The organism is Zavarzinia compransoris (assembly GCF_003173055.1).
In the GTDB taxonomy this organism is placed as follows: domain Bacteria; phylum Pseudomonadota; class Alphaproteobacteria; order Zavarziniales; family Zavarziniaceae; genus Zavarzinia; species Zavarzinia compransoris.
In genome coordinates, this window is the sequence record NZ_QGLF01000003.1 from 588,464 (window position 1) to 609,493 (window position 21,030).

At 70.0% G+C, this 21,030-nt stretch carries 17 protein-coding genes; 8 read left to right on the forward strand and 9 right to left on the reverse strand.

The genetic code is table 11. From position 1 onward, the window contains the following. Positions 1–2 precede the first annotated feature (2 nt). The 7 genes from DKG75_RS13500 (at position 3) to DKG75_RS13530 (ending at position 7,063) form a co-directional block, all read left to right on the forward strand. Positions 3–1,733, forward strand: coding sequence for an FAD-dependent oxidoreductase (locus tag DKG75_RS13500; protein ID WP_109921641.1), 1,731 nt, complete (start codon positions 3–5; stop codon positions 1,731–1,733). A 64-nt stretch (positions 1,734–1,797) separates the two neighbouring features. Next, positions 1,798–2,646, forward strand: coding sequence for a branched-chain amino acid ABC transporter permease (locus tag DKG75_RS13505; RefSeq protein WP_109921642.1), 849 nt, complete (start codon positions 1,798–1,800; stop codon positions 2,644–2,646). Next, positions 2,646–3,653, forward strand: a complete 1,008-nt coding sequence (locus DKG75_RS13510) for a branched-chain amino acid ABC transporter permease (RefSeq protein WP_109921643.1) — start codon at positions 2,646–2,648, stop codon at positions 3,651–3,653. Before DKG75_RS13505 ends, DKG75_RS13510 begins: the two co-directional genes overlap by 1 nt. Next, positions 3,646–4,359 carry an ABC transporter ATP-binding protein gene (locus tag DKG75_RS13515; RefSeq protein ID WP_109921644.1) on the forward strand — a complete coding sequence of 238 codons (714 nt, stop codon included), beginning with the start codon at positions 3,646–3,648 and terminating at the stop codon, positions 4,357–4,359. The genes DKG75_RS13510 and DKG75_RS13515 overlap by 8 nt, the downstream gene beginning before the upstream one ends. Beyond that, the gene (locus DKG75_RS13520) at positions 4,356–5,051 is read left to right on the forward strand and encodes an ABC transporter ATP-binding protein (RefSeq protein WP_109921645.1); all 696 of its coding nucleotides are present in this window, start codon (positions 4,356–4,358) and stop codon (positions 5,049–5,051) included. Before DKG75_RS13515 ends, DKG75_RS13520 begins: the two co-directional genes overlap by 4 nt. 30 nt (positions 5,052–5,081) lie before the next feature. Beyond that, positions 5,082–6,284, forward strand: coding sequence for an ABC transporter substrate-binding protein (locus tag DKG75_RS13525; RefSeq protein ID WP_166646541.1), 1,203 nt, complete (start codon positions 5,082–5,084; stop codon positions 6,282–6,284). A gap of 53 nt (positions 6,285–6,337) precedes the next feature. After that, entirely contained in the window at positions 6,338–7,063 is a 726-nt protein-coding gene (locus DKG75_RS13530; RefSeq protein ID WP_109921647.1) for an SDR family oxidoreductase, read from the forward strand. 8 nt (positions 7,064–7,071) lie between these two features. Here DKG75_RS13530 and DKG75_RS13535 read toward each other — a convergent pair whose 3' ends face one another. Continuing rightward, positions 7,072–9,414, reverse strand: a complete 2,343-nt coding sequence (locus DKG75_RS13535) for a diguanylate cyclase (RefSeq protein WP_166646542.1) — start codon at positions 9,412–9,414, stop codon at positions 7,072–7,074. 112 nt (positions 9,415–9,526) lie between these two features. Continuing rightward, positions 9,527–10,183 (reverse strand): TetR/AcrR family transcriptional regulator, encoded by a 657-nt coding sequence (locus DKG75_RS13540; RefSeq protein WP_109921649.1) that lies wholly within the window; start codon positions 10,181–10,183, stop codon positions 9,527–9,529. Between the two features lie 95 nt (positions 10,184–10,278). Between DKG75_RS13540 and DKG75_RS13545 the strand changes: the two genes are divergently transcribed. Beyond that, a complete protein-coding gene (locus tag DKG75_RS13545) occupies positions 10,279–11,640 on the forward strand; it encodes a flavin monoamine oxidase family protein (RefSeq protein WP_166646543.1) in 1,362 nt (453 codons plus the stop codon). A 9-nt stretch (positions 11,641–11,649) separates the two neighbouring features. Here DKG75_RS13545 and DKG75_RS13550 read toward each other — a convergent pair whose 3' ends face one another. The 7 genes from DKG75_RS13550 to DKG75_RS13580 all read right to left on the reverse strand — a co-directional run bounded on the left by DKG75_RS13550 (position 11,650) and on the right by DKG75_RS13580 (position 21,020). After that, positions 11,650–13,134, reverse strand: a complete 1,485-nt coding sequence (locus tag DKG75_RS13550; RefSeq protein ID WP_109921651.1) for an MBL fold metallo-hydrolase — start codon at positions 13,132–13,134, stop codon at positions 11,650–11,652. Positions 13,135–13,136: 2 nt separating this feature from the next. Further along, positions 13,137–15,155, reverse strand: coding sequence for a gluzincin family metallopeptidase (locus tag DKG75_RS13555; RefSeq protein WP_109921652.1), 2,019 nt, complete (start codon positions 15,153–15,155; stop codon positions 13,137–13,139). A gap of 159 nt (positions 15,156–15,314) precedes the next feature. Next, entirely contained in the window at positions 15,315–16,481 is a 1,167-nt protein-coding gene (locus DKG75_RS13560; protein WP_109921653.1) for an MHYT domain-containing protein, read from the reverse strand. 197 nt (positions 16,482–16,678) lie between these two features. Next, complete coding sequence (gene moaA / locus DKG75_RS13565) at positions 16,679–17,698, reverse strand: GTP 3',8-cyclase MoaA (RefSeq protein WP_109921654.1); 1,020 nt, start codon at positions 17,696–17,698, stop codon at positions 16,679–16,681. A gap of 26 nt (positions 17,699–17,724) precedes the next feature. After that, on the reverse strand, positions 17,725–18,351 hold the full coding sequence (locus DKG75_RS13570; protein WP_109921655.1) for an OmpW/AlkL family protein: 627 nt from the start codon (positions 18,349–18,351) through the stop codon (positions 17,725–17,727). 81 nt (positions 18,352–18,432) lie between these two features. After that, entirely contained in the window at positions 18,433–20,055 is a 1,623-nt protein-coding gene (locus DKG75_RS13575; protein WP_109921656.1) for an NTP transferase domain-containing protein, read from the reverse strand. Beyond that, positions 20,052–21,020 carry an XdhC family protein gene (locus tag DKG75_RS13580; RefSeq protein WP_109921657.1) on the reverse strand — a complete coding sequence of 323 codons (969 nt, stop codon included), beginning with the start codon at positions 21,018–21,020 and terminating at the stop codon, positions 20,052–20,054. Before DKG75_RS13580 ends, DKG75_RS13575 begins: the two co-directional genes overlap by 4 nt. Positions 21,021–21,030 lie beyond the last annotated feature (10 nt).

Here is a 21,030-nt window from a genome sequence, read left to right on the forward strand (position 1 = left end):
GCATGACCCAGCCGACATTCGACCGCGAGACCGATCTTCTGGTCGCCGGCGCCGGCCCCGGCGGCATGGCGGCGGCCCTGGTCGCCAGCCTCGAAGGCCTCGACGTGGTGATCGCGGAAAAGAGCGAACAGGTGGGCGGCACCGCCGCCACCTCCGCCGGGACCCTGTGGATCCCCGGCAACCGTCAGAGCCTCGCCGCCGGCTGGACCGACAGCGCGGCTGACGCGGAACGTTACATGGATGCCCTGACCGGCGGCCCCGAGGCTCCCAACCGGCGCCTGCGCGAAGCCTATCTGGCCAGCGGGCCCGAGGTCATCGACGACCTGATGCGGCGCACCGAGGTGCAGTTCGTGCCCTGCGGCAAGCACCCGGACTACCAGTCCAACCGGCCGGGCGCCGCGGTTGCCGGGCGGGCCATCGTCGCCCGCATGTTCGACGGCCGCCTGCTCGGCCCGGATTTCGAGCGGGTGCGCCCGCCGATCCGCGAATTCATGGTCTTCGGCGGCATGATGGTGGGCAAGGACGATATTCCCCGCCTCCTCGGCCGCTTCAAGTCCGTGGCCAATTTCATCCATGCCGGCAAGCTCTTCGCCCGCTACCTGAAGGATCGCCTGCGTTACAGCCGGGGTACCAGGGTGGTGATGGGCAATGCCCTGGTGGCGCGCCTGTTCTACAGCCTGAAGCGGCAGGACGTGCCGATCCTGTTCGGGGCGGGCATCGTCGAACTGATCCAGGGCCCGCGCGGCGTCGAGGGGGCGGTGATCGAGACCGCAACGGGCCGGCTGCGCATCCGGGCGCGGCGCGGCGTGGTGCTGGCCACCGGCGGCTATGCCCATGACCAGCAACTGCGAAACGCCTTCATGCCGCAGCCGGTGACGCCGCTCTCGCTGGCCGCGGCGCCGGACACGGGCGACGGCATCCGCCTGGGCCAGGGGCTCGGCGCCCGCGTCGCGCCGGGCGAACATGGCAGCGGCGCCTTCTGGACCCCGGTCTCGAAAGTGCCGCGCCGGGACGGCACCCAGGGGCTGTTTCCCCATCTGTCCCTTGACCGGGCGAAGCCGGGCCTGATCGCGGTGAACCGCGAGGGCCGGCGCTTCGTCGACGAGGGCGCTTCCTACCATGATTTCGTCGAAGCCATGTATGCGACCAGGTCGATCCCGGCCTTCCTCGTCTGCACCGCCGGGTTCGTGCGGCGCTACGGCATCGGCCCGGTCCATCCCGGCACGCGCGACCTGCAGCCCTTTGCCGACAGCGGCTATCTGACCCTGGCGCCGACGCTCGAGGCGCTGGCCCGCCGCCTCGGCCTCGACCCAGCCGTCCTGGCCGCGACGGTGGCGCGCCACAACGGCTTCGCCCGGACCGGCCGGGACGAGGATTTCGGCAAGGGCGAAAGCGAATTGTCGCGGTTCAACGGCGATGCCGGCCATGGCCCCAATCCCTGCCTGGCCCCGCTCGAGACCGGCCCCTTCTGCGCCGTCGAAGTCTTTCCGGCCGAAATCGCCTGTTCCACCGGGCTCTCGACCGACGAGGACGCCCGCGTGCTGAACGGTGCCGGCGAGGTCATTCCCGGGCTCTATGCCTGCGGCAACGACATGGCTTCGATCATGGCCGGGACCTATCCGGGGCCGGGCACCACCCTCGGGCCCGCCATCGTCTTCGCCTGGCGCGCCGCCCGCCATGCGGCGGGATGCGTGCCGCAACAGCAACAAGAACGGCGACTGCGCGCCGTCTGATCCATCACCAGGGAGGACCACCCATGACCCGAGCCCTCACCCCCAATCCCGGCGGAGGCGGCACATGCTTGTTCACATCCTGAACGGCCTCGTCCACGGCGGCATGCTCTATGTCATGTCGGTCGGCCTCGTCATGATCTTCGGCCTGCGCCGGGTGGTGAATTTCGCCCATGGCGCGCTCTATATGCTCGGCGCCTATGTCGGCTATGCCGCCGCCGTCGCCTTCGGCTTCTGGGTGGCGCTGCCGGTCGCGGCGCTGGCCCTCGCCGCGCTCGGCGTCGTTCTCGACCGCATGGTCTTCCGCACCCTGCAGAAGGAAGACCCGATCGTGACCGTACTCGTCACCTTCGGCATTCTCCTGGTGCTGGAGGACGTGGTGCGCGCGATCTGGGGCAAGGACCTGATCAGCTTCCCGATGCCCGAGCTGCTGTCCGGTTCGATCGCCATCGGCGACGTCACCTTCCCGGTCTATCGCCTTGCCGTGATCGTCGCCGCGGTCCTGGTCGCGGGCGGTCTCAGCGCCTGGCTGCGCTTCACCCGGGCGGGGCTCTACGTCCGCGCGTCCAGCGTCGACCCGGTGACCACCGCCATGCAGGGCGTCGACACCGAGCGCCTGTCCATGCTGGTGGTCGCGGTCGGAACCGGGCTGGCCGGGCTGTCGGGCGTCATCGCGGCGCCGCTGATCGCGCTGTCGCCGTCGATGGGCGCCTCGATCCTGATCGAGAGTTTCATCGTCGTCGTCACCGGCGGGCTCGGCTCCTTCGGCGGGGCCTTCATCGCCGCCCTGGTGATCGGCCAGCTGCACAACCTCGGCGTCGTCTACACCCCCAATGTCGCCTCCATGATCCCCTTGATGCTGATGGTCGCGGTGCTGATCTGGCGCCCCAACGGCATCGTGAGGAGCGCCCACTGATGAGCGAGAGAACGGACATCATGCCCGCACAGGCCCTTCGCCTGCCCCGCGCCTGGGGCTTCCCGGCCGGCCTTGCCGCCGTTGCCCTGGCCGGCGCCCTGCTGCCCGCCGTCGCCGGCTCGCCCCTGCTGGCGACGCTGCTGACCCAGGGCACGATCGTCGCCATCCTGGCGACCGCCGTCGGCTTCCTGATCCGGCAGAACGGGCTGGTCAGCTTCGGCCATGCGCTGTTCTACGGCGGTGCCGCCTATCTGCTGGCCCTGGCCCTCGAACACCGGCTGGTCTCGGTCGAGGTGGCGGTGATCGCCGCCGTCGTCGTCCCCACCGTCTTCGCCTTCCTGATCGGCTTCGTGATGCTGCGCGTTGCCGGCGTCGCCTTCTCGATGCTGACGCTGGCGGTGGCGCAGGCCGGGTTCGAACTGGTCATGCGCTGGCGCTCGCTGGCCAACGGCGAGGACGGTATCGCGGTTGCCCTGCCGGATGCGGTCTTCGGCATTCCGGTCGCCGTGTTCCAGCGTGCCGACAGCATGTTTCTGATCTGCTGGGGCATCCTCATGCTGGTGCTGCTCGGCCTCTGGCTGCTGGGGCGGTCGCATTTCGGCACGCTGACCCTGGCGATCCAGGGCAACGAGGAACGGGCGCGCTTCATCGGTTACGAAACTATGGTGCCGCGCGCCGTGGTCTATGCGATCTCGGCCGGGATCGCCGCCCTGGGCGGGGTGCTGTTCGCCGCCTACAACGGCTTCGTCACACCCGATTCCGTGCATTGGACCCATTCGGGCGAAGCCCTGGTCATGGCCATCATCGGCGGTGCCCGCACCGTCTGGGGGCCGGCGCTGGGGGCCATGCTCTATTTCTTCGTGCGCGATGCGGCGGGCAGCATCACCGACCATTGGCCGGCCTTCATCGGCATCGCCCTGATCGTCGTCACCGTCGCCCTGCCGTCCGGCATCGGCGGGGCGCTGGGCACCCTTGCCCGTCGTATCTTCGGAGGTCGCCATGGCTGACGCCTATAGTCTCGAAGCCAGCGGCCTGACCCGGCGCTACGGCGGCTTCACCGCGCTCGACAATGTCTCGATCGCGCTCCGGCCCGGGGAAATCCGCGGCCTGATCGGCTCGAACGGCGCCGGCAAGTCCACCTGCATGGATGTGCTGTGCGGCCGGGGCGCCAACCCGATGGGCCGGGTCGTGATCGAGGGGCGGGATATTTCCGGGATCAGCGAAAGGGCCCGGCGCCGCGCCGGCCTCGCCCGCTCGTTCCAGAAGACCAATATCTTCCCCGATCTCACGGTGCGCCAGCAGGTGGCGCTGGCCGCGCGCAACGCCGAGAACGACAATACGGAAGACGTGCTGCGCGAGATGCACCTCCTGCCCCATGCCGGGCGGCGCGCGGCCGACATCTCCTACGGCGACCAGCGCCGGGTCGATATCGCCCTCTCGCTGGTCGGCCATCCGAAGGTCCTCCTCCTCGACGAGCCGGCGGCCGGCCTGACCATGGGGGAAAGCCTGGCGCTGGCCCACCTGCTGCGCGACCTGGCGCAGCGCTGGAACCTGACCGTTCTCCTCGTCGAACACGACATGGAGGTGATCTTCTCGATCTGCAGCCGCATCACCGTGCTGCATCTCGGCCGGATCCTGACCGAGGGCACGCCCGACGAGGTGCGCGCCAATCCGGACGTGATCCGGGCCTATCTGGGGAGTGCGGTCGCATGAGCCTGCTTGAACTCGACGGCGTCGATGCCGCCTATGGCCGCGCCCGGGTGCTGCACGATGTTTCGCTCGCCGTCAGCCGGGGGGAACGGGTGGCGATCCTTGGCCGGAACGGCGTCGGCAAGACCACGGTGGTGAACACCTGTCTCGGCCTTGCCGCCTTGAAGAAGGGCCATGTCGCCTTCGGCGGCAAGCGGGTGGGCACCATCCGCACCTTCAGCGCGGCCCGCGCCGGGCTTTCGGTGGTGCCGCAGGGCCGGCGCATCGTGCCCGGCCTGACCGTGCGCGAGAACCTGCACCTGGGCGCCGCCCCCAACCGCAAGGGGCCCTGGACCGTCGAGGCGGTGTTCGGCCTCTTTCCCATCCTGCGGGAACGGGCGGAGACGCCGGGCACGGCCATGAGCGGCGGCCAGCAGCAGATGCTGGCGATCGGCCGCGCCCTGATGGCCAATCCCGACCTCCTGATCCTCGACGAGCCGAGCGAGGGCCTCGCCCCGGTGGTCGTCGACGAACTGGGCGACAACCTGGTGAAACTGGCCGACGCCGGCACCTCGATCCTGCTGATCGAGCAGAACTTCGGCCTCGTCCGCAAGGTCGCGGAACGTTACTACGTCCTCTCCAAGGGGGCGGTGGTGGAGGCCGGGCAACTGGCCGGCCTGTCCATGGAAAGCCTGAAGAAGCACGTCGCGGTCTGACGAATGACACAAGCAACGGGAGGAAACATCATGCATCTCAATCGCCGCACCCTGCTGGCGGGCTCGGCCGGGGCCGCCCTGCTGGCCGCCGCCGGCCCGCGCTTCGCCCGCGCCGCCGATCCGCTGCGCATCGGCATCCCGACCGCGCTGACCGGTCCCTACGGCGACCTCGGCGAACAGGCGCGCCGCGCCGTCACCATCGCCGTCGACGAAGCCAATGCGGCAGGCGGCATCGACGGCCGCCCGGTCGAGGTCCGCTTCCTCGATACCCAGGCGAAGGCCGAGATGGCGCGCCAGCAGGCGGAGAAACTGGCGCTTTCCGGCTTCAACATCATGGCGGCCTCGATCGCCTCGGGCGAGGTGCTGGCGATCGCGCCCATGCTGGAACGCTGGGACGCGCTCTATGTCGCGACGATCTCCAAGGCCGACGACATTACCGGCAAGTCCTGCAACCGCCGCCTGTTCCGGGTGAACCACCCGGATTCGGCCGACGCCAATGTGGTCACCCCCTGGCTGGCCACGCGCGAGGAGAAAGACTGGGCGATCATGGGCTCCGACACCGCCTGGGGCCGGAATTCCGGGGCGAGCTTTGCCAAGGCCGCCGCCGCCAACGGCCGCACCGTGGTCGCTGAAGGTTACGCCAGCCTGGGCAACAATGATTTCGCGCCCTATATCCAGAAGATCGCGGAATCCGGGGCGAAGGGCCTGTGGGTGGCGCTGGCCGGGCGCGACGCGGTGAATTTCGCCACCCAGGCGAAACAGTTCGGCCTGTTCGACAAGGTCTTCACCGCCGGCGTTTCCTTCGCCACCGACAATACGGTGAAGACGCTGGGCGAGGTCGCCAAGGGCGTCTGGGGCGTGATCAACTACAGTTCCACCCTCGATACCCCGGCCAACAGGGATTTCGTCGCCCGCTGGGCCGCGAAATACCCCGGCACCGCGCCGACCAATTTCGAGGGCGAGACCTATGTCGGCATGCAGGTGATCTTCCAGGCGGTGAAGACGGCGGGCAGCGTGAAGCCGGCCGATGTCGCCGCCGCGATGGAAGGGGCCACGTTCGACACGCTGTTCGGCCAGCAACTGATGCGGAAGGAAGACCACCAGCTGGTGGTGCCCAATTACTTCGGCGTGGTGAAGGAACATGAAGGGGTGCTGAAGCCGGTCATCACCATGACCGTGCCGGCCGACCAGGCCATGCCCGCCCCGAACGCCGAGTGCAAATTGTCCACCTGACCTTGTGCGCCCGCGCCCGCTTGCGGCGGGCGCGGGCGCGGGAGTTTCGTTGCATGAACAGGATCGATCTCGCCGGCCGCTTCGCCATCGTCACCGGCGGTGCGGGCGGCATCGGCGCCGCCATCGTCGAGCGGCTGGAACAATCGGGCGCGCGGGTCGCGGTCTGGGACGTGCGGCAGGGCGCGGAGGCGCCCGGGCGCCTGCGCCGGATCGTCGACATCACCGATGAAGAGGCGGTGAGCGCCGCCATGGCGGAGGCCGTCGCGGCCTTCGGCGCCCTCGATATCCTGGTGAATGCCGCCGGCATCACTGGGCCGACCGGGGCCCTGGAGGATTACACCCTCGCCGACTGGCGGCGCATCGTCGACATCAACCTGACCGGCAGTTTCCTGGCGACCCGGGCCGCGATTCCGGCGATGAAGGCGAAGGGCTATGGCCGCATCGTCTGCATCGCCTCGATCGCGGGCAAGGAGGGCAATCCCTATATGGCGGCCTATTCGGCCTCGAAGGCGGGCATCATCGCCATGGTCCGCTGCCTCGGCCGCGAATTGGCCGAGACCGGCATTCTCGCCAATGCGATCGCCCCCGGCCAGATCGCGACCGATATCCTGAAGCAGATGTCGCCCGAAAGCGTCGACTTCTTCCGCAGCAAGATCCCGCTGAAGCGGGTGGGCGAGCCGTCGGAAGTGGCGGCCCTGACCGCCTGGCTGGCCTCGGCGGACTGCAGTTTCAGCACGGGCGCGGTCTACGACATCTCGGGCGGCCGGGCCGTTTGCTGAGTGCGGCGTCAGGCGGCGGCGGCGACCCTTGCCACCACCCGGTTGCGCCCGGCCTGCTTGGCCGCATAGAGCGCCTTGTCGCCGCTGGTGAGCAGGGCGTCCGCCGTGTCGCCGTCCTCGGGCAAGGTCGCGACGCCGATCGAGAGCGTGACCTGGCCGATATCCCGGTCCTGGTGGACGAAGGCGTGGCCGGCGACGGCGGCGCGCAGCTGTTCCGCCCGGCGCCGGGCATCGGCCTGGCCGGCGCCGGGCAGGATCACGGTGAATTCCTCGCCGCCGTAACGGCAGGCGATATCGCCTGCCCTGAACTGCGCGGCCAGCAGCCGGCCGATCTCGGCCAGGACGTGGTCGCCGGCCTCGTGGCCGAAACTGTCGTTCAGCCGCTTGAAATGGTCGGCGTCGATCATCAGGACCGAGAGCGGGGTGTTGTCGCGGCCGGCGCGGGCGATCTCGAGCTCGATCGCTTCTTCGAGGTAGCGGCGATTGAACAGGCCGGTCAATGCGTCGCGGATCGATTGCTCGCGCAGGTCTTCCCGCAGTTGCAGGTTGACGAGGGCGAGGGAAATGGTCTCGACCAGCATGTTCATGTCGCGGTCGGCGGGATCGACCGCCGTCTGGAGATAGAGCAGGCCGGCGGTCTTCTCCTGCGCGACCAGCGGCAGGCAGGCATAGGGGCGGGGCTGGCTGCCGTGGTGTGAACAGACGAGTTCCGCGCCGTCCGTGCCGACGATATGGCCCTGGCCGCGGCGCAGCGCCCAGCAATCCTCGGCCTCGAAGCCGGCGGGCATCAGGGCGGCGGTATCGCCCCAGGCGGCCAGCCGGTCCAGGTGGCCCTTCCCGGCGGTGAAGAGGTAGAAGGCCCCGGCCACCCCGGGCAGGATCTGGGGCACGAAACATTCGACCGTGACCGAGAATTCCCGGATGTCGCGGCAGCAGGGCAGGCGCTGGGCCATGCGCCCGATGAGATCGATCCGGTGCCGGCGCTCGTCGAGGGCGCGGCTGGTGGCGGCCAGCCGGTCCTCGACGGCGCGGCGTTCCGAGACGTCGCGGGCGGCGGCGATGAAGCCGCGCTCGGCCGGGATATAGCGGAGCGAGGTCTCCAGCCAGATGTAATGGCCCTTGCGGTGCCTGACCCTTGTCGTGGCGCTGCCGTGCCCGTTCTTGGCCACGGCCTTCATGATCGCGAGCAGCCGGGGCAGGTCGTCGGGATGGACCAGCCCGCCATAGGGCAGGGTCACGAAGGGGCCGGGCTCGTAGCCGAGAATATCGGCGCAGGACGGGGAGGCATAGGTCGGCTGGCCGTCCGCGTCGAGCTTCAGCACGAGGTCCGAGGCATTCTCGGCCAGCAGGCGGTAGCTGGCTTCGCTGGCGGTGACCGCCTGTTCCGCCCGGTCGCGCTGGCGCGCCTGCCGGGCCATGGCGAGGCCGAGATAGGCGAGGAACAGCGACAGGGCGATGGCGGTGCCCATGCCCTGCCAGGTCGCCGCGCGCCAGGAGGCCAGGGCTTCGTCGGTCGAAAGGGCGACGATGATCACCAGGGGGAAATCCTCGACCCGGCGAAAGGACAGGAAGCGGCGGATGCCGTCGATGCTGGACACGGTTTCGGCATTGCCGGTCGGGCCCCGGGGCAGCAGGTCCCGGAATACCGGGCCGTTCAGCATGCTTTTGCCCAGCGTCGCTTCCTCGAAGGGCTTGCGCATCAGGATCCGGCCGTCGCCCCGGACCAGGGTGATCACGCCCCGCTCGCCGACGTCGAAGCCGTCGTAGAAGCGCTTGAAGAAGTCGAGCGAGATCGAGGCGAGGACGACGCCGTTGAAACTGCCGTCCGGCTTGTTCAGGCGCCGGGTGACGGTGATGATCCAATTGCCCGAGGTCTTGCTCAGGACCGCCTCGCCGATATGCAGGCTGATTTCGGCATGGCCCCGGTGATAGTCGAAATAGGCGCGGTCGCTGTAGTTGAAGCGCGGCTGCGGATCGGGAACCGAGGTGACCACCGGATCGCCGTGCTCGTCCATGATGAACAGCCCCTGGAGCAGGGGAAAGCTGGCGGTGCGGCCGACCATGGCGGCCCGCAGCCGCTGGCGGGCGTCGTCGTCGAGCGCGCTGCCGTCGCCATAGCGGTCGGCGATGTCGCGCAGCACGGCATCGGTGATCTGGAGCGAATTCGTCGCCTGCTGCGACAGCGAGCCGGCGAGATTGGCCGTCTCGCGGTAGATCGCCTCGATCCGGTTTTCCCGCGCCGTCCACTGGCGGAAGCCCTCGAGCCCGACGAGCGACAGGCAGGCGAGCGCCACGAAGACGAGGGACCGCCAGTAGAGCGGCGCGCGGGTGCGGAACGGAAGTAAGGCCATGGCGCGATCGGAGCGGGAAGGGTCCACCGGCGGACCCGCGCCCAGAGTGCCGGCCGACATCTTAAAATCACTTAAACGCCCCGGGGTTCCGGCCGCCCGGCCGGGGCCCGGATCAATCCCCGGAAGGCGGCGGGCGGTCTGGGGACGGCGGCAGGCCCGAGAGATAGCTCTGCACGGTCAGCCGGCCCAGGCTGGCGGGATCGTGCCAGGGGAATTCGGGGATGGTGATGAAATTCAGCGCCAGCCCCTGCAACAGGCAGACCAGCCCCTGGGCGACCTCGGCGGCATCCGGCCCGCCAAGCTCGGCCCCGGCCTGCGCGTCCGCGACCAGATGCATGAAAAGGCCGAAGCGCCCGACGATATCGGAAGCCTCCAGATAGCGCCGGGTCCCCCCGGGGACCAGATCCTTCTGCAGGAAGACGATCAGGAAGCGGTCGGGATGCGCCGTCCAATAGTCCAGATAGGCGAGCGCCGCCTGTTCCAGCCGGGCCCGGGGCGAGGTGGCCTCGATCCGCTCCAGCCGGTCGAAGAGTTCGCGGAAGAACAGGTCCCAGACCTGCCACAGGATCTCCTGCTTGTTGTCGAAGTAGCGGTAGAGCCACATCGGCGAGCAGCCGACCTCGCCGGCGAGGTTGCGCATGGAGACCGCTTCCACCCCGTCCCGCAGGAAAAGCGTGCGCGCGGCGGCGACGATGCGCTGGCGCATGTCGTGCTCGTCGGTCGCGGCCTGGCGCGGGCGCCCGCGGGGTCTGGCGTCGGGAGGATTCATGTGTATTATCGTATACGCGTATATGAAAAATGGGAGAGCATCGGGATGACGGGCAAACCAGGGCAGGCCGGCACGCCTTTCCGGGGGATCGTAGCATGACCGCGCCGGCACAGGTCGATGTCTGCATCATCGGCGCCGGGCTGGCGGGCCTGCGCGCGGCGGGACGGCTGAGCGAGGGCGGGCGCAGCATCTGCGTGCTCGAAGCGCGCGACCGGGTGGGCGGCCGCACCATGGGTGGGGAATTATGCGGCGAGCCGGTCGACCTGGGCGGCCAGTGGGTCGGCCCGACCCAGCACCGGGTGCTCGCGCTTTGCGCCGAACTCGGCCTCGAGCTTTACCCGCAATATGCCGAAGGGCTGCGCCTGCTCGATATCGGCGGCCGCTTGCGCCGCTATCGGGGCACCGTGCCGCGGATGTCCCTGCTCGCCGCCCTCGATGCCGGCCGGGCGGTTCGCGGCCTGAACCGGGCGGCGGCGACGATCGACCCGGCGGCGCCCTGGCTGGCGGCCGGGGCGGCCGATCTGGACCGGATGACCCTGGACCAATGGCTGCGCCGCACGCTGTTCACGCGGGACGGGCGCCGCGTGCTGGATATCATGACCCGGGCCATCTTCACCTGCGAGGCCCATGAAATCTCGCTGCTGGCCGCGCTGACCACCATCGCGGGGGCCGGCAGCCTGGAGGTCCAGGCCGAAGTCCAGGGCGACGGCGCGCAGAAGCTGAAGATCCGCGGCGGCGCCTTCCAGCTCGCGGCCCGGCTGGCCGACCGGCTGCCGCCGGGGGCGCTGGTGCTGCAAGCCCCGGTCCATGCCGTCGAACCGTCCGAGACCGGGGTGACGGTGCGCCATGCCGGCGGCGAGATCCGTGCCGGCCGCGTGATCGTCGCCCTGGCCCCGGCGCTGGCCGCGCGCATCGATTTCGGGGCGGCCCTGCCGCCGCTGCGCCAGCAGTTGCACAGCCGCATGCCCATGGGCTCGGTGATCAAGGCGCTGGTGGCCTACGAGCGGCCGTTCTGGCGGGCGCGGGGGTGGTCGGGCGAAGTGGTCAGCGACCGCGGGCCCTTCGGCCCGGTCATGGATGCGACGCCGCCCGGCAGCCCCCATGGCTTTCTGGTCGGCTTCTTCGACGGCGGCCACAGCCGGGCCCTGTCGGGCGCGCCCATGGACCTGCGCCGTGCCGCCGCCGTCAAAGCGCTGCAACGCTATTTCGGGCCCGAAGCGGCGACGCCGATCGGCTATGTCGACAAGGATTGGATCGCCGAGCCGTGGAGCCTGGGCGGCTATGCCGGCTTCACCGCGCCCGGCACCCTGACCACCTGCGGGCCCGCCCTGCGCCTGCCCTGCGGCCGTATCCACTGGTCCGGCACCGAAACCGCCACGCGCTGGATCGGCTATCTGGACGGGGCCCTCGAAGCGGGCGAGCGCGCGGCGGCGGAAGTGATGGCCAGCCCCGCTTGAGGCCGGGTTTCAGGCGGTCGCGGCGGTGACGGTGATCTCGACCCACAGTTCGGTGCTCTGATAGCGGGCGGCGCCGGGATCGCCGACCGCGGCGAAGGCCGCGGCTTCGGCCTGCCGGTCGCCGTCGCCGCGCACCACCCTGTCCCGCGTCTTTTCCCGCAGCCGCTGGTAGAGGTGGGGATAGGGCATGTTCCAGTTCTTGCCCTTGCCTTTCGCGATCTCCTCGACGACGGGGATGGCGGCGACGAGCCGGGGGTCGGTCATGAGTTCGAGGCCGAGGGCGCTGAGGGTGGCATTGTGACTGCAATGGTGGCCGACCTTGTAGAAGGTGACCCGGCCCAGGATATCGTTGACGGTCGCGGGAAAGGGTATCTCCGCGGTCGCCGCCGCCGGATAGGTCTGGTCGCCCCAGGACAGCCAGTTGCCGACCTGGGCATCGCCGGGAAAGAGCAGGATCTGGCCGTCCGACAGTTCGAAGGCGAGCACGAGACTGGTGTTGTTGACGTCCGAATCCATCTTCAGCGCCAGGGATTCCGCCGCGCCGAGCCACTCGTCGTCGATGCGCCGGTCGAAGTCGGCGACGGTCCTGTTGTAGGTCTTCTCGATATGATCGGCCCGAACCCCCGGGGCGCGGCCGTGGCGCCGGCCGAAGGGCGGCGGGTCGGCGACGGCATCGCCGCCCGCGGCGGTGGCCGGGGCGGCGCCCAGGTCGGCCGCCCTGGCCAGGAGCCGGGCCTTGGCGGCGCTGGCGACCGCCAGGGTTTCGTCCAGCGAGGTCAGATAGACTTCCCGCCCGGCGCCTTTGCGCGGCGCATCGTTTTTCAGGCGGTGCGTGGTGCGCGGCGGGCCGAGGACATGGGCCTTGATCCCGCCCGAAGCCGCCCGGACCACCTGTCCGGGTTCGAGATAGCGGGTCGCGGGGGCGCCGACCTTCGCCTTCATTGCCTCCATGATCGCGTTGCCGGTGCGCGGCCGGGGGCGGGACGGGGGGCCGGCAGGCGGTTCGTCGTCGATGACGGTGATGAAGCGGCCGAGTTCGATCACCGTGCGCAGGGCGGGAGTGTCGGCCGCGCCCATCATGCCGAACTGCTGGACCAGTTTCAGGGCCTCCTTGCCCTGTGCAAGCTGCACCCCCAATGTCTTGGCCTGGTCGTCGTGCACGTTCTCGGTCCAGGCCAGCCAAAGCTCGCGGATGGTCAGCTGGTCGCAGAAACAGGGCCAGGCATGGGCGATGCCCGAAATGTGATCGGCATGTTCGTGGGTCAGGACCAGAAGGTCGATGATGCCGCCGGTGGTCCGCCGGATATCCTCGACGATGGCGACGATCCGGTCCTTGGCCCCGGTAACGGCCTGCAGCACGCCGCAGTCGATCAGGATCCGGCGGTCGCTGCCCCCGGCGGCATAGGTCAGGAGGAAGCAATCGCCGAGAATGCCCCGGTACATGCGGATGGTGACGGCGCCGACCGCAGAGGCGCCCGTGGTTCCCCCCGGCATGGTCAGCACCCCCGGTGGGCGACGGCGAAAGGCTCGCCGTGCCGGCCGTCGCCGCTCTTGTAGGTGAAGCCGAGGGACATCCTGCCCGATGCGTCGAGGAACGCCCGCTGTCGCATCAGGCGGGCGTCGTCGTCGATCCTCTTGCGGATCGCATAGCGGATGCGGCCGTCCCGGAGGTCGACGATCAGCGTGGCGCCGCCGCGGAAAATGAAATCGCCGGGCTTCTCGCCGCCGGGATCATCCTCCTGCTCCGCCTGCACCGCCGCATCGAGGAAGCCGCGCCGCCGCTGCGTGACGGTGATCACCAATTGGCGCAGGTCCTGGCCGTCGGGGCCGGCCCGCCGCGCCGTCCTGACCGAATGGACCTCGACCGCCGGGGCCGGCCAGCCGTATTTCTTGGTCAGGGCCGCACTGATATGGATGGTGTTCCGCCAATGGTCCGGCTTGACGCTGAAATGGACGCCCAGCGTCGCCTCCCACGCGGCATCATGGCCGTCGCTCTGGTAGATCCATTTGAAGACTTCCTCCCGGTTCTTCTCCGACTGCCTGAAGGACTGCGTCCGCCGATAGGCCGGCAGGAGGTCGAGATTCACCCGGATGCGCTGCGGCAGGCCCTTCCCCTTGCTCTTATCCGCATCGCCGGCCGGGGAGACGAAATCGGCATAGGCGGCGGAGGTGGCGGGCAGAAGATCGGCGGCATCGATGTTTTCGTCCGGGGCTTCCCACAGCAGGCTGTCCGGCGCCAGCGAGATGCAATTGTCCGGGAAAATGCCGCGGCGGCGGAAGGCGCCGATGACGGCGACGCGATAGTTCAGCCGGTCTTCCGGGATCAGGTCGGTGTCGGCGGTGACGATCGCGCGCAGGTATTCGCCGAAGGTGACGTCGACCGGCGGCAGGTAGTCGAGGGCGCGGATGCACATGCGCAGGACATGGTCGGCGGCCTTGGTCGCCTCCGCCGTCAGCCGGGCGACGAGATCCGGATGCAGGTCCCGCGCCGCCCCGCCCGCCGGCACGGCGGCGAGGCGCAGGAGATCGGCCGTGCGCTGCTGGTAGATGGTGACGAAGGCGTCGAAGACGGCGGCGACGAGGATGGCACCCCGGTCGTGCGGCTTGTCCAGGCTGTCGAGCCGTCCCGGGTCGGGCTCGCCGTCCGGGCCCTTGTCGTCGATCCCCGAGCGCAGCGCCCGGTAGTGGCCGGTGGCCTCGCCGAATTGCCGGGCGAGATCGCCCAGCAGGGACGGCCCGTCCAGACGCCCGCCCCGGTGGGCGATCTCGCCGCGCACCGCCTCGGGCAGGGTGAAATGCAGCAGGAGGGCGACGATATCGGCGAAGGCTTCGTGAAAGGCCAGGCTGTCCGGGCTGGTCGGCTCGGCATAGCGGCGGTGCAGGCCGTCGAGCAGGGCGTGGGTCGTCTCATGGACGATGATGTCGTGGGACAGGGCGGTGAACACCCAGCCGCCCGGCAGGTTGCCGCCGTTCCTGTTCTTCGGCGCCCGGAAATAGCCGAACAGCAGGGCCTTCTTCTCGGGGCTGTAATAGGCATTGGGTTCGCGCATCGCATGGGGATAGATGCGCAGCTTGTCGACCGGCAGATAGGTCCGCTTCTCTTTGTCCCAGCGGGGCGACCAGAAGACCTTGCGGCCCAGCGCCCGCTCGAACGCCCTGATCGTCTTCATGGCCACGGCGAAGACCATCTGCTGGTGAAAGCGCGGGTCGCCTTCCGACGGCGCCAGCCCGTGCTGGGCAAGGATATGGGGGTCGTTGAGATCGATCGGGTCGTAGTAGAGGCCGGTCACCGGGTCGTAGTCGATCACTTCCAGATATTCGTTCACCGGCCCGGGCCGGATGCCATCCTCCCACGGCAGGCTGATCAGGGCATGGCTGAAGGCGGTCGATTCCAGGCGCGTGGAGGCCTGGGGATCGAAGGCATAGACCCTGAGATGCCGCATGGCCGGCGGCGGCAGGGTGGGCGGTTGGAGATCGGCCGGCCGCCGTGCCGGCGGGATGGTGGATATCTGCATGATCGTCCCTCAGTCTTCGACACCTGGGCGCGTGGCGGGGAGGACAGCCGTCGGCGAACGATAAGGGGCCGGCGGAAACGGCCTATCGGGAGAGATTATTAAAAATATACACGCAATCATTGAACGCCTGTCAAGACGTTCTCGCGGCCCCGCCGCCCTTCAGCCGTGGGATTCGCTGAGGCGCTTGCGCACCGCCGACAGGCGGCCGCGGGCGACCGGGATGCTCTGTGCCGAGGGCGCGCCGATTTCGGCGATGCCGCCGTCGCCGGCCCGGCGCACCGCTTCGACCCGGCCGATCGAGACGATGTAGCTGCGGTGCACACGCATGAACAGGACGGGGTCCAGCTGGGCCTCGATTTCGCTGATCGCGCTTTGGCAGAAGAATTCCTGCTCGCCGTCGGAGATCAGCGTGTAGTGGCCGTTGGCCCGGATGAAGGCGATGCTCGCGACCGGCAGCCAGTGCAGGCGGTTGTCCTTCTGCACTTCGATCTGGCGCGGATAGCTGGGGGGCCGGGGCATGGCGGTCGGGGCATGGCCCGACGCCGGCATGCCCGCGCGGGGCGCCGGCCGTTCGGCCGGGGCGGCGGCGGGCAAGGCCGGCGCGGCCAGGGCCGGTGCCGGCGGCGGGCGCCGGTCCGGCGTCAGCGAGAGCAGGAAGCCGCCGGAAATGACGAAGGAAACGACGGCGACCACGATCGCCATCGTGTCGTGGGGCATCACCGGATCGGACGGCGGGGCGAGATCGATCGGCACCGCGGTCATGCCGGCCATGGCGCTGTAATGCATGCCGGCGATGGCAAGCCCGAACAGGACCGCGGGCAGGCCGTGGGCGACGCCCGCCGGCCGCGAGCGTTCCATCTGCCACAGGGTCAGGCTGCTGGCCGCGATCGCGATCAGGACCGAGGCGACGATGGAGAGGCCGGAATGGTGCAGCTCGCAACTGTCGATCGCCGACATGCCGACGTAATGCATGGCGGCGATGCCCGCCCCCATGGCGATGGCACCGCAGAGGATACGTTGCAGCTTGGGCCGCTCGGTATGGACGATCAGCACCCCGGCGCCCACCACCAGCACGCAGATGAGCAGGGAGACGAGGGTGGGCAGGACCCGGAAGCCGACCATGACGGGAAAGCGCGCGGCCAGCATGGCGACGAAATGCATGGACCAGATGCTGGTCGCCAAGGTGAAGGCCGAGGCTGCCAGGATGAAGCGCCGGCGCATGCCGAAGGCGCGATCCCCCTCGTCCGCGAGGAGAAGGCCGACATAGCTGCCCTGCGCGGCGATGATGATCGACAGCCCGACGAGCCAGGGGCTATGGGCGAGCACGTCCGTCCTCCCAGGATTTTTGTTGCTTCGGGGTCACCGTGCGGCCGGGGCTCCCGGTGATGCCGCGTTTCCTGTCGGTTTCTTCGATTTCGCGCCGGGTGCTGATCGGCGCGGCTTATTGTGATCCAGGATGGCACAGGCAGGGACCGGGTCAACCGTCAGATCACCCGGTCCGGGGCAAGGCGGCATTCCGGACCTCATCCGCCGGTCACGTTCATGTGCCGGGCCAGGGCGGGGCGGGGCGTCGCGCGGTCGATGACGAAGTCATGGCCCCGGGGCTTGTGCGCCAGGGCGCGCCGGATCGCGGCCTCGATCGCCGGATCGTCGGCGCCGCCGCGCAGCAGGGGCAGGAAATCGACGCTGTCCTCCTGGCCGAGGCAGAGATAGAGCCGGCCGGTGCAGGTCAGCCGCACCCGGTTGCAGCTGTCGCAGAAATGATCGCTGAGCGGGGTGATGAAGCCGACCCGGCCGCCGGTCTCGGCGATGCGGACATAGCGGGCGGGGCCGGCGCTGCGGTGGGCGCTGTCGATCAGGGTGAAGCGCCGGGCGAGCGCGGCGCGGACCTCGCCGAGGGGCAGGTAATGCGCCGTGCGGTCGCCGTCGACATCGCCGAGGGGCATGGTCTCGATGAAGGTGACCTCGTGGCCCTGGCCGTGCGCCCATTCGACCAGGGGGATGAATTCGTCGTCGTTCAGGCCGCGCAGCGCGACCACGTTCAGCTTGACCGCGATGCCCGCCGCCCGGGCCGCGGCGATGCCGTCGAGCACATTGTCCAACCGGCCCCGGCGGGTGATGCGGGCGAAGCGCCCGGCCTCCAGGCTGTCCAGGCTGACGTTCACCCGGCGCACGCCGGCGGCGGCCAGGGCCGCGGCATGGCGGGCCAACTGGCTGCCGTTGGTGGTCAGGGTCAATTCGTCGAGCGCGTCGGCCGCGACCTGGCGGCCGAGCGCGGCGACCAGGGTCATGACGTCGCGCCTGACCAGGGGTTCCCCCCCGGTCAGGCGCAGCCTGCGCACGCCCAGCCGAATGAAAGCGGTGCACAGGCGTTCCAGTTCCTCGAGCCCCAGGACCTCCGCCTTCGGCAGGAAGTCCATCTCCTCGGCCATGCAGTAGAGGCAGCGGAAATCGCAGCGGTCGGTGACCGAGACCCGGAGATAGGTGATCCGCCGCTGAAAGGGATCGGTCAGCGGCGGCACGGGGCCGGCGGGGACGAGCATCGGGGGCTCCGGCAGGAAACGGGGGATCAGAAGCGGTAGCCGACGCCGACGCCGACCAGCAGGGGATCGATGTCGACATCGGCCTTGACCGCGCCGTTCACCGTCACCTCGGTCGACAGGAAGATCTGCTTCACGTCGACGTTCAGCGCCCAATGGTCGTCGATCGGAATGTCGACGCCGGCCTGCAACGCCCAGCCGAAGCGGTTCTCGTAGTCGACCGTGGTGCCGCCCGGCTCGTCCTTGCCGTAGAAGATGGTGTAATTCACCCCGACCCCCAGGTAAGGCCGGATCTTGCCCTCGGGCGCGAAATGATACTGGAGGGTCAGGGTCGGCGGCAGCAGCCAGACACTGCCGAGATCGACGTCCGGGCTCTTCACCTTGGCATCATGCGGCGTGGTGCCCAGGATCAGCTCGGCCGCGATGTTGGGGGTGAGGAAATAGGTGATGTCCAGTTCCGGCACGACGGAATTGTCGATCGAGACATCGGTATTCGGCCCGAGGACCGGGTTGATGCTGTCGAGGTCCTCTTCCGGCAGGACGGCGAGGACGCGGCCGCGCACCATCCAGGGGCTGCGGTCGGCGGCAGCCGCTTCCGCCGCGGCGATCATGGGGCCGGCCAGCGTGGCGGCGATCAGCATTAGTCTTCCGAGCATTATTTTTTCCTCCCTGCTTCAGTCTTGGCTGCCTGTGGTTCGACGGGCGCCGGCACCGGGCGCCAAGGTTGAACGCAACGCTTACGTACCGCCGGCCTCGGCATAGGCGGCGCCGGTATCGATGTCGGTCAGCACGCCGTCGTCCGCCATTTCGATCTCGACGATGCTGTCCGCCTGGGCGGCCGCCAGCAGGCGGGCGCCGCGGTCGCCGTCGAGGGCCGCCATGGCGGGAAAGAAGCGCCGGGCCCAGAGCAGCGGATTGCCCCAGCGGCCCCGCACCGTGGGCACGGCGATCTCGCGCCCTTCGCCGGGGGCGAAGGCGGCGGCCAGGCGGCGCAGATGCGCGGCCGTAATCCGCGGCATATCGCCGAGCAGGACGAAAGCGCCGTCGACCGTATCGTCGAGCGCGCCCACCCCGACCCGGAGCGAGGCGGACAAGCCCTCGGCGTAATCGGGGTTGTCGCGGAATTCCACCGGGCAGCCGGCCAGCGCCGCGCGCACCGCCTCGCCCTCATGGCCGGTCACGACCACGACCGGCCCGAGGTCGGCCGCGACCGCCGCCTCGACCGCGTGGCGGACCAGGGGCTTGCCGGCCAGCGGCAGCAGCAGCTTGTTCGGCCCCGCCATGCGGGTGGAGCGGCCGGCGGCCAGCACCAGGGCGGCGAGGCGCGGCGCCCGGGCGGGCTGGGCCGCCGGGCAGCCCTCGCCGTCGCGCGGCTGCGGCCGCATCTCGATCTCTTTCAAAAGGCCGCCGACGCCCATGGTGGCGATCGTGTCGCGGTCGGTGGCCAGGCCGGCGAAAAGGCGCCGCAGCACGAGGTCGAAACCGTTCAGCTTCAGGCTGCGGGCGCAGCCCGGCACGCCGATCACCGGCCGGCCGAACAGGGTTCCGGTCAGCAGCAGGTTGCCCGGATCGACCGGCATGCCGAAGCGTTCCACCCGGCCGCCCGCCGCCTCGATCGCGGCCGGGATATGGTCGCGGCGGTCGATCACCGCATTGGCGCCCATCACCAGGATCAGGTCCGGGCCCGCCGCCCCGGCCCGGGCCAGGGCCTCGGTCAGGGCGCCGGCCTCATGGGGCACGGTCAGGTGCAGCACGATCCGCCCGCCGAGGCCGGCAACCCGGGCCGCCGTCGCCGCCATCGCCTTCTGGATCACCGAGTCCTTGGTGGTCGGCGTGGTGGTGACGATGAGCGCGGCCGACAGCGGGGCAAAGGGGGCGACGGCGACGGCCGGCGCATTGCCGAGGGCGGCCACCGCCCGTTCGATCAGGTCGCGCGGCACGGCGAAGGGCATGATCTTCACCGTCGCCAGCATCTGGCGCGGTTCCACCATCTCGTCCACCGGCAGGGTGGCGACGGTGATCGCCTCGTCGATCCGGTTGACGGCATTGATGCGGTCGACGTCGATGCGGGCGAGGCCGGCGCTGCGGGCATAAAGGTTGGCGCGCCCGGTGAAGGCTTCGGTCAGCACGGCGCCCGCGCCGCACAGCGCCTCGGCCAAGCGGCGGGCGGCCTCGTCCTCGCCGATGTCGCCGGTCTCGGGACGGGCGACGATCACGGTCTCGCGCCGGGCGGCGCCCAGCAGGGAAATATCCTCGTCGCTGAGCCTGCGGCCCTTTTTCCAGGCCTTGCCCGCGACCACCTGGCTGTGGGCCAGAATGGCGCCCGCCGCCTCGGCCAGGGGAACGGCACCGAATTTCATGACAGTCTCCCGTGCAGGACCGCGGTCATCTCGGCCAGGATGGCGACGGCGATCTGGCCCGGCGTGCCGGCGCCGATGTCGAGCCCGACCGGCCCGTGCACCCGGGCCAGCGCCGCCGTGTCGAAACCCGCGACCGCCAGCCGGGCCAGGCGCTTGGCATGGGTCTTCTTCGAGCCGAGGGCGCCGATATAGAAGGCCGGCGTGGCCAGGGCGGCGGCCAGCGCGCCATCGTCGAACTTCGGGTCGTGGGTCAGGGTGATCACCGCCGAGCGCTGGTCGAGGCCGAGATCGGGCAGGATCTCCGCCGGCCAGCCGGCGCGGAGCGCCGCGTCCGGAAACAGTTCGGCGCGGGCGAAGGCGCGTCGCCCCTCGACCACGGTGACGGCATAGCCGGCGATCGTGGCCATGCGCGCCAGCGGCTCGGCGATATGGACCGCGCCGACCAGGACGAGGCGGAGCGGCGGGCTGAACGGGTTCAGGAACAAGCGGCCGTCCGCGCTCAGTTGTGCCTGGTCGGCGGCCAGGACGGCGGCGGCGGCCTCGTCGTCCGGGTAACGCAAGGTGTTGCTGCCGGTCTCGAGGTCGGTCGCGCGCACGGCGGGGCGGCCGGCGGCGACCGCCTGTTCCCATTCCGTGAAGTCGGGCGTGCGCGCCACCGGCTCGACCAGGACGCGGATGCGCCCGCCGCAGGCAAGGCCCAGCGCCCAGGCATCGGCATCGGCGACGCCGAAGCTGAGGACGCGGTGGCGGCCGTCGTCGATCGCTTCCTGCGCCGCCTCGATCACCGCCCGCTCGACGCAGCCGCCCGAGACCGAGCCGACGAAACCGCCCCGCCGGCTGACCGCCAGCAGGCTGCCCGCCGCCCGCGGCGCCGAGCCCCAGGTCTCGATCACCGTGGCGAGCGCGGCGCTGCCGTCGGCATCGGCCCAGCGCCCGGCCTGGGCAAGGATCTCGGTGCGGTCCATGGGACCTCCC

Coding starts and splice junctions, on each gene's coding strand:
- DKG75_RS13500 (WP_109921641.1), top strand. CDS start 3: ATGACCCAGCCGACATTCGACCGCGAGACCGATCTTCTGGTCGCCGGC.
- DKG75_RS13505 (WP_109921642.1), top strand. CDS start 1,798: ATGCTTGTTCACATCCTGAACGGCCTCGTCCACGGCGGCATGCTCTAT.
- DKG75_RS13510 (WP_109921643.1), top strand. CDS start 2,646: ATGAGCGAGAGAACGGACATCATGCCCGCACAGGCCCTTCGCCTGCCC.
- DKG75_RS13515 (WP_109921644.1), top strand. CDS start 3,646: ATGGCTGACGCCTATAGTCTCGAAGCCAGCGGCCTGACCCGGCGCTAC.
- DKG75_RS13520 (WP_109921645.1), top strand. CDS start 4,356: ATGAGCCTGCTTGAACTCGACGGCGTCGATGCCGCCTATGGCCGCGCC.
- DKG75_RS13525 (WP_166646541.1), top strand. CDS start 5,082: ATGCATCTCAATCGCCGCACCCTGCTGGCGGGCTCGGCCGGGGCCGCC.
- DKG75_RS13530 (WP_109921647.1), top strand. CDS start 6,338: ATGAACAGGATCGATCTCGCCGGCCGCTTCGCCATCGTCACCGGCGGT.
- DKG75_RS13535 (WP_166646542.1), bottom strand. CDS start 9,414: ATGGCCTTACTTCCGTTCCGCACCCGCGCGCCGCTCTACTGGCGGTCC.
- DKG75_RS13540 (WP_109921649.1), bottom strand. CDS start 10,183: ATGAATCCTCCCGACGCCAGACCCCGCGGGCGCCCGCGCCAGGCCGCG.
- DKG75_RS13545 (WP_166646543.1), top strand. CDS start 10,279: ATGACCGCGCCGGCACAGGTCGATGTCTGCATCATCGGCGCCGGGCTG.
- DKG75_RS13550 (WP_109921651.1), bottom strand. CDS start 13,134: ATGCCGGGGGGAACCACGGGCGCCTCTGCGGTCGGCGCCGTCACCATC.
- DKG75_RS13555 (WP_109921652.1), bottom strand. CDS start 15,155: ATGCAGATATCCACCATCCCGCCGGCACGGCGGCCGGCCGATCTCCAA.
- moaA (WP_109921654.1), bottom strand. CDS start 17,698: ATGCTCGTCCCCGCCGGCCCCGTGCCGCCGCTGACCGATCCCTTTCAG.
- DKG75_RS13570 (WP_109921655.1), bottom strand. CDS start 18,351: ATGCTCGGAAGACTAATGCTGATCGCCGCCACGCTGGCCGGCCCCATG.
- DKG75_RS13575 (WP_109921656.1), bottom strand. CDS start 20,055: ATGAAATTCGGTGCCGTTCCCCTGGCCGAGGCGGCGGGCGCCATTCTG.
- DKG75_RS13580 (WP_109921657.1), bottom strand. CDS start 21,020: ATGGACCGCACCGAGATCCTTGCCCAGGCCGGGCGCTGGGCCGATGCC.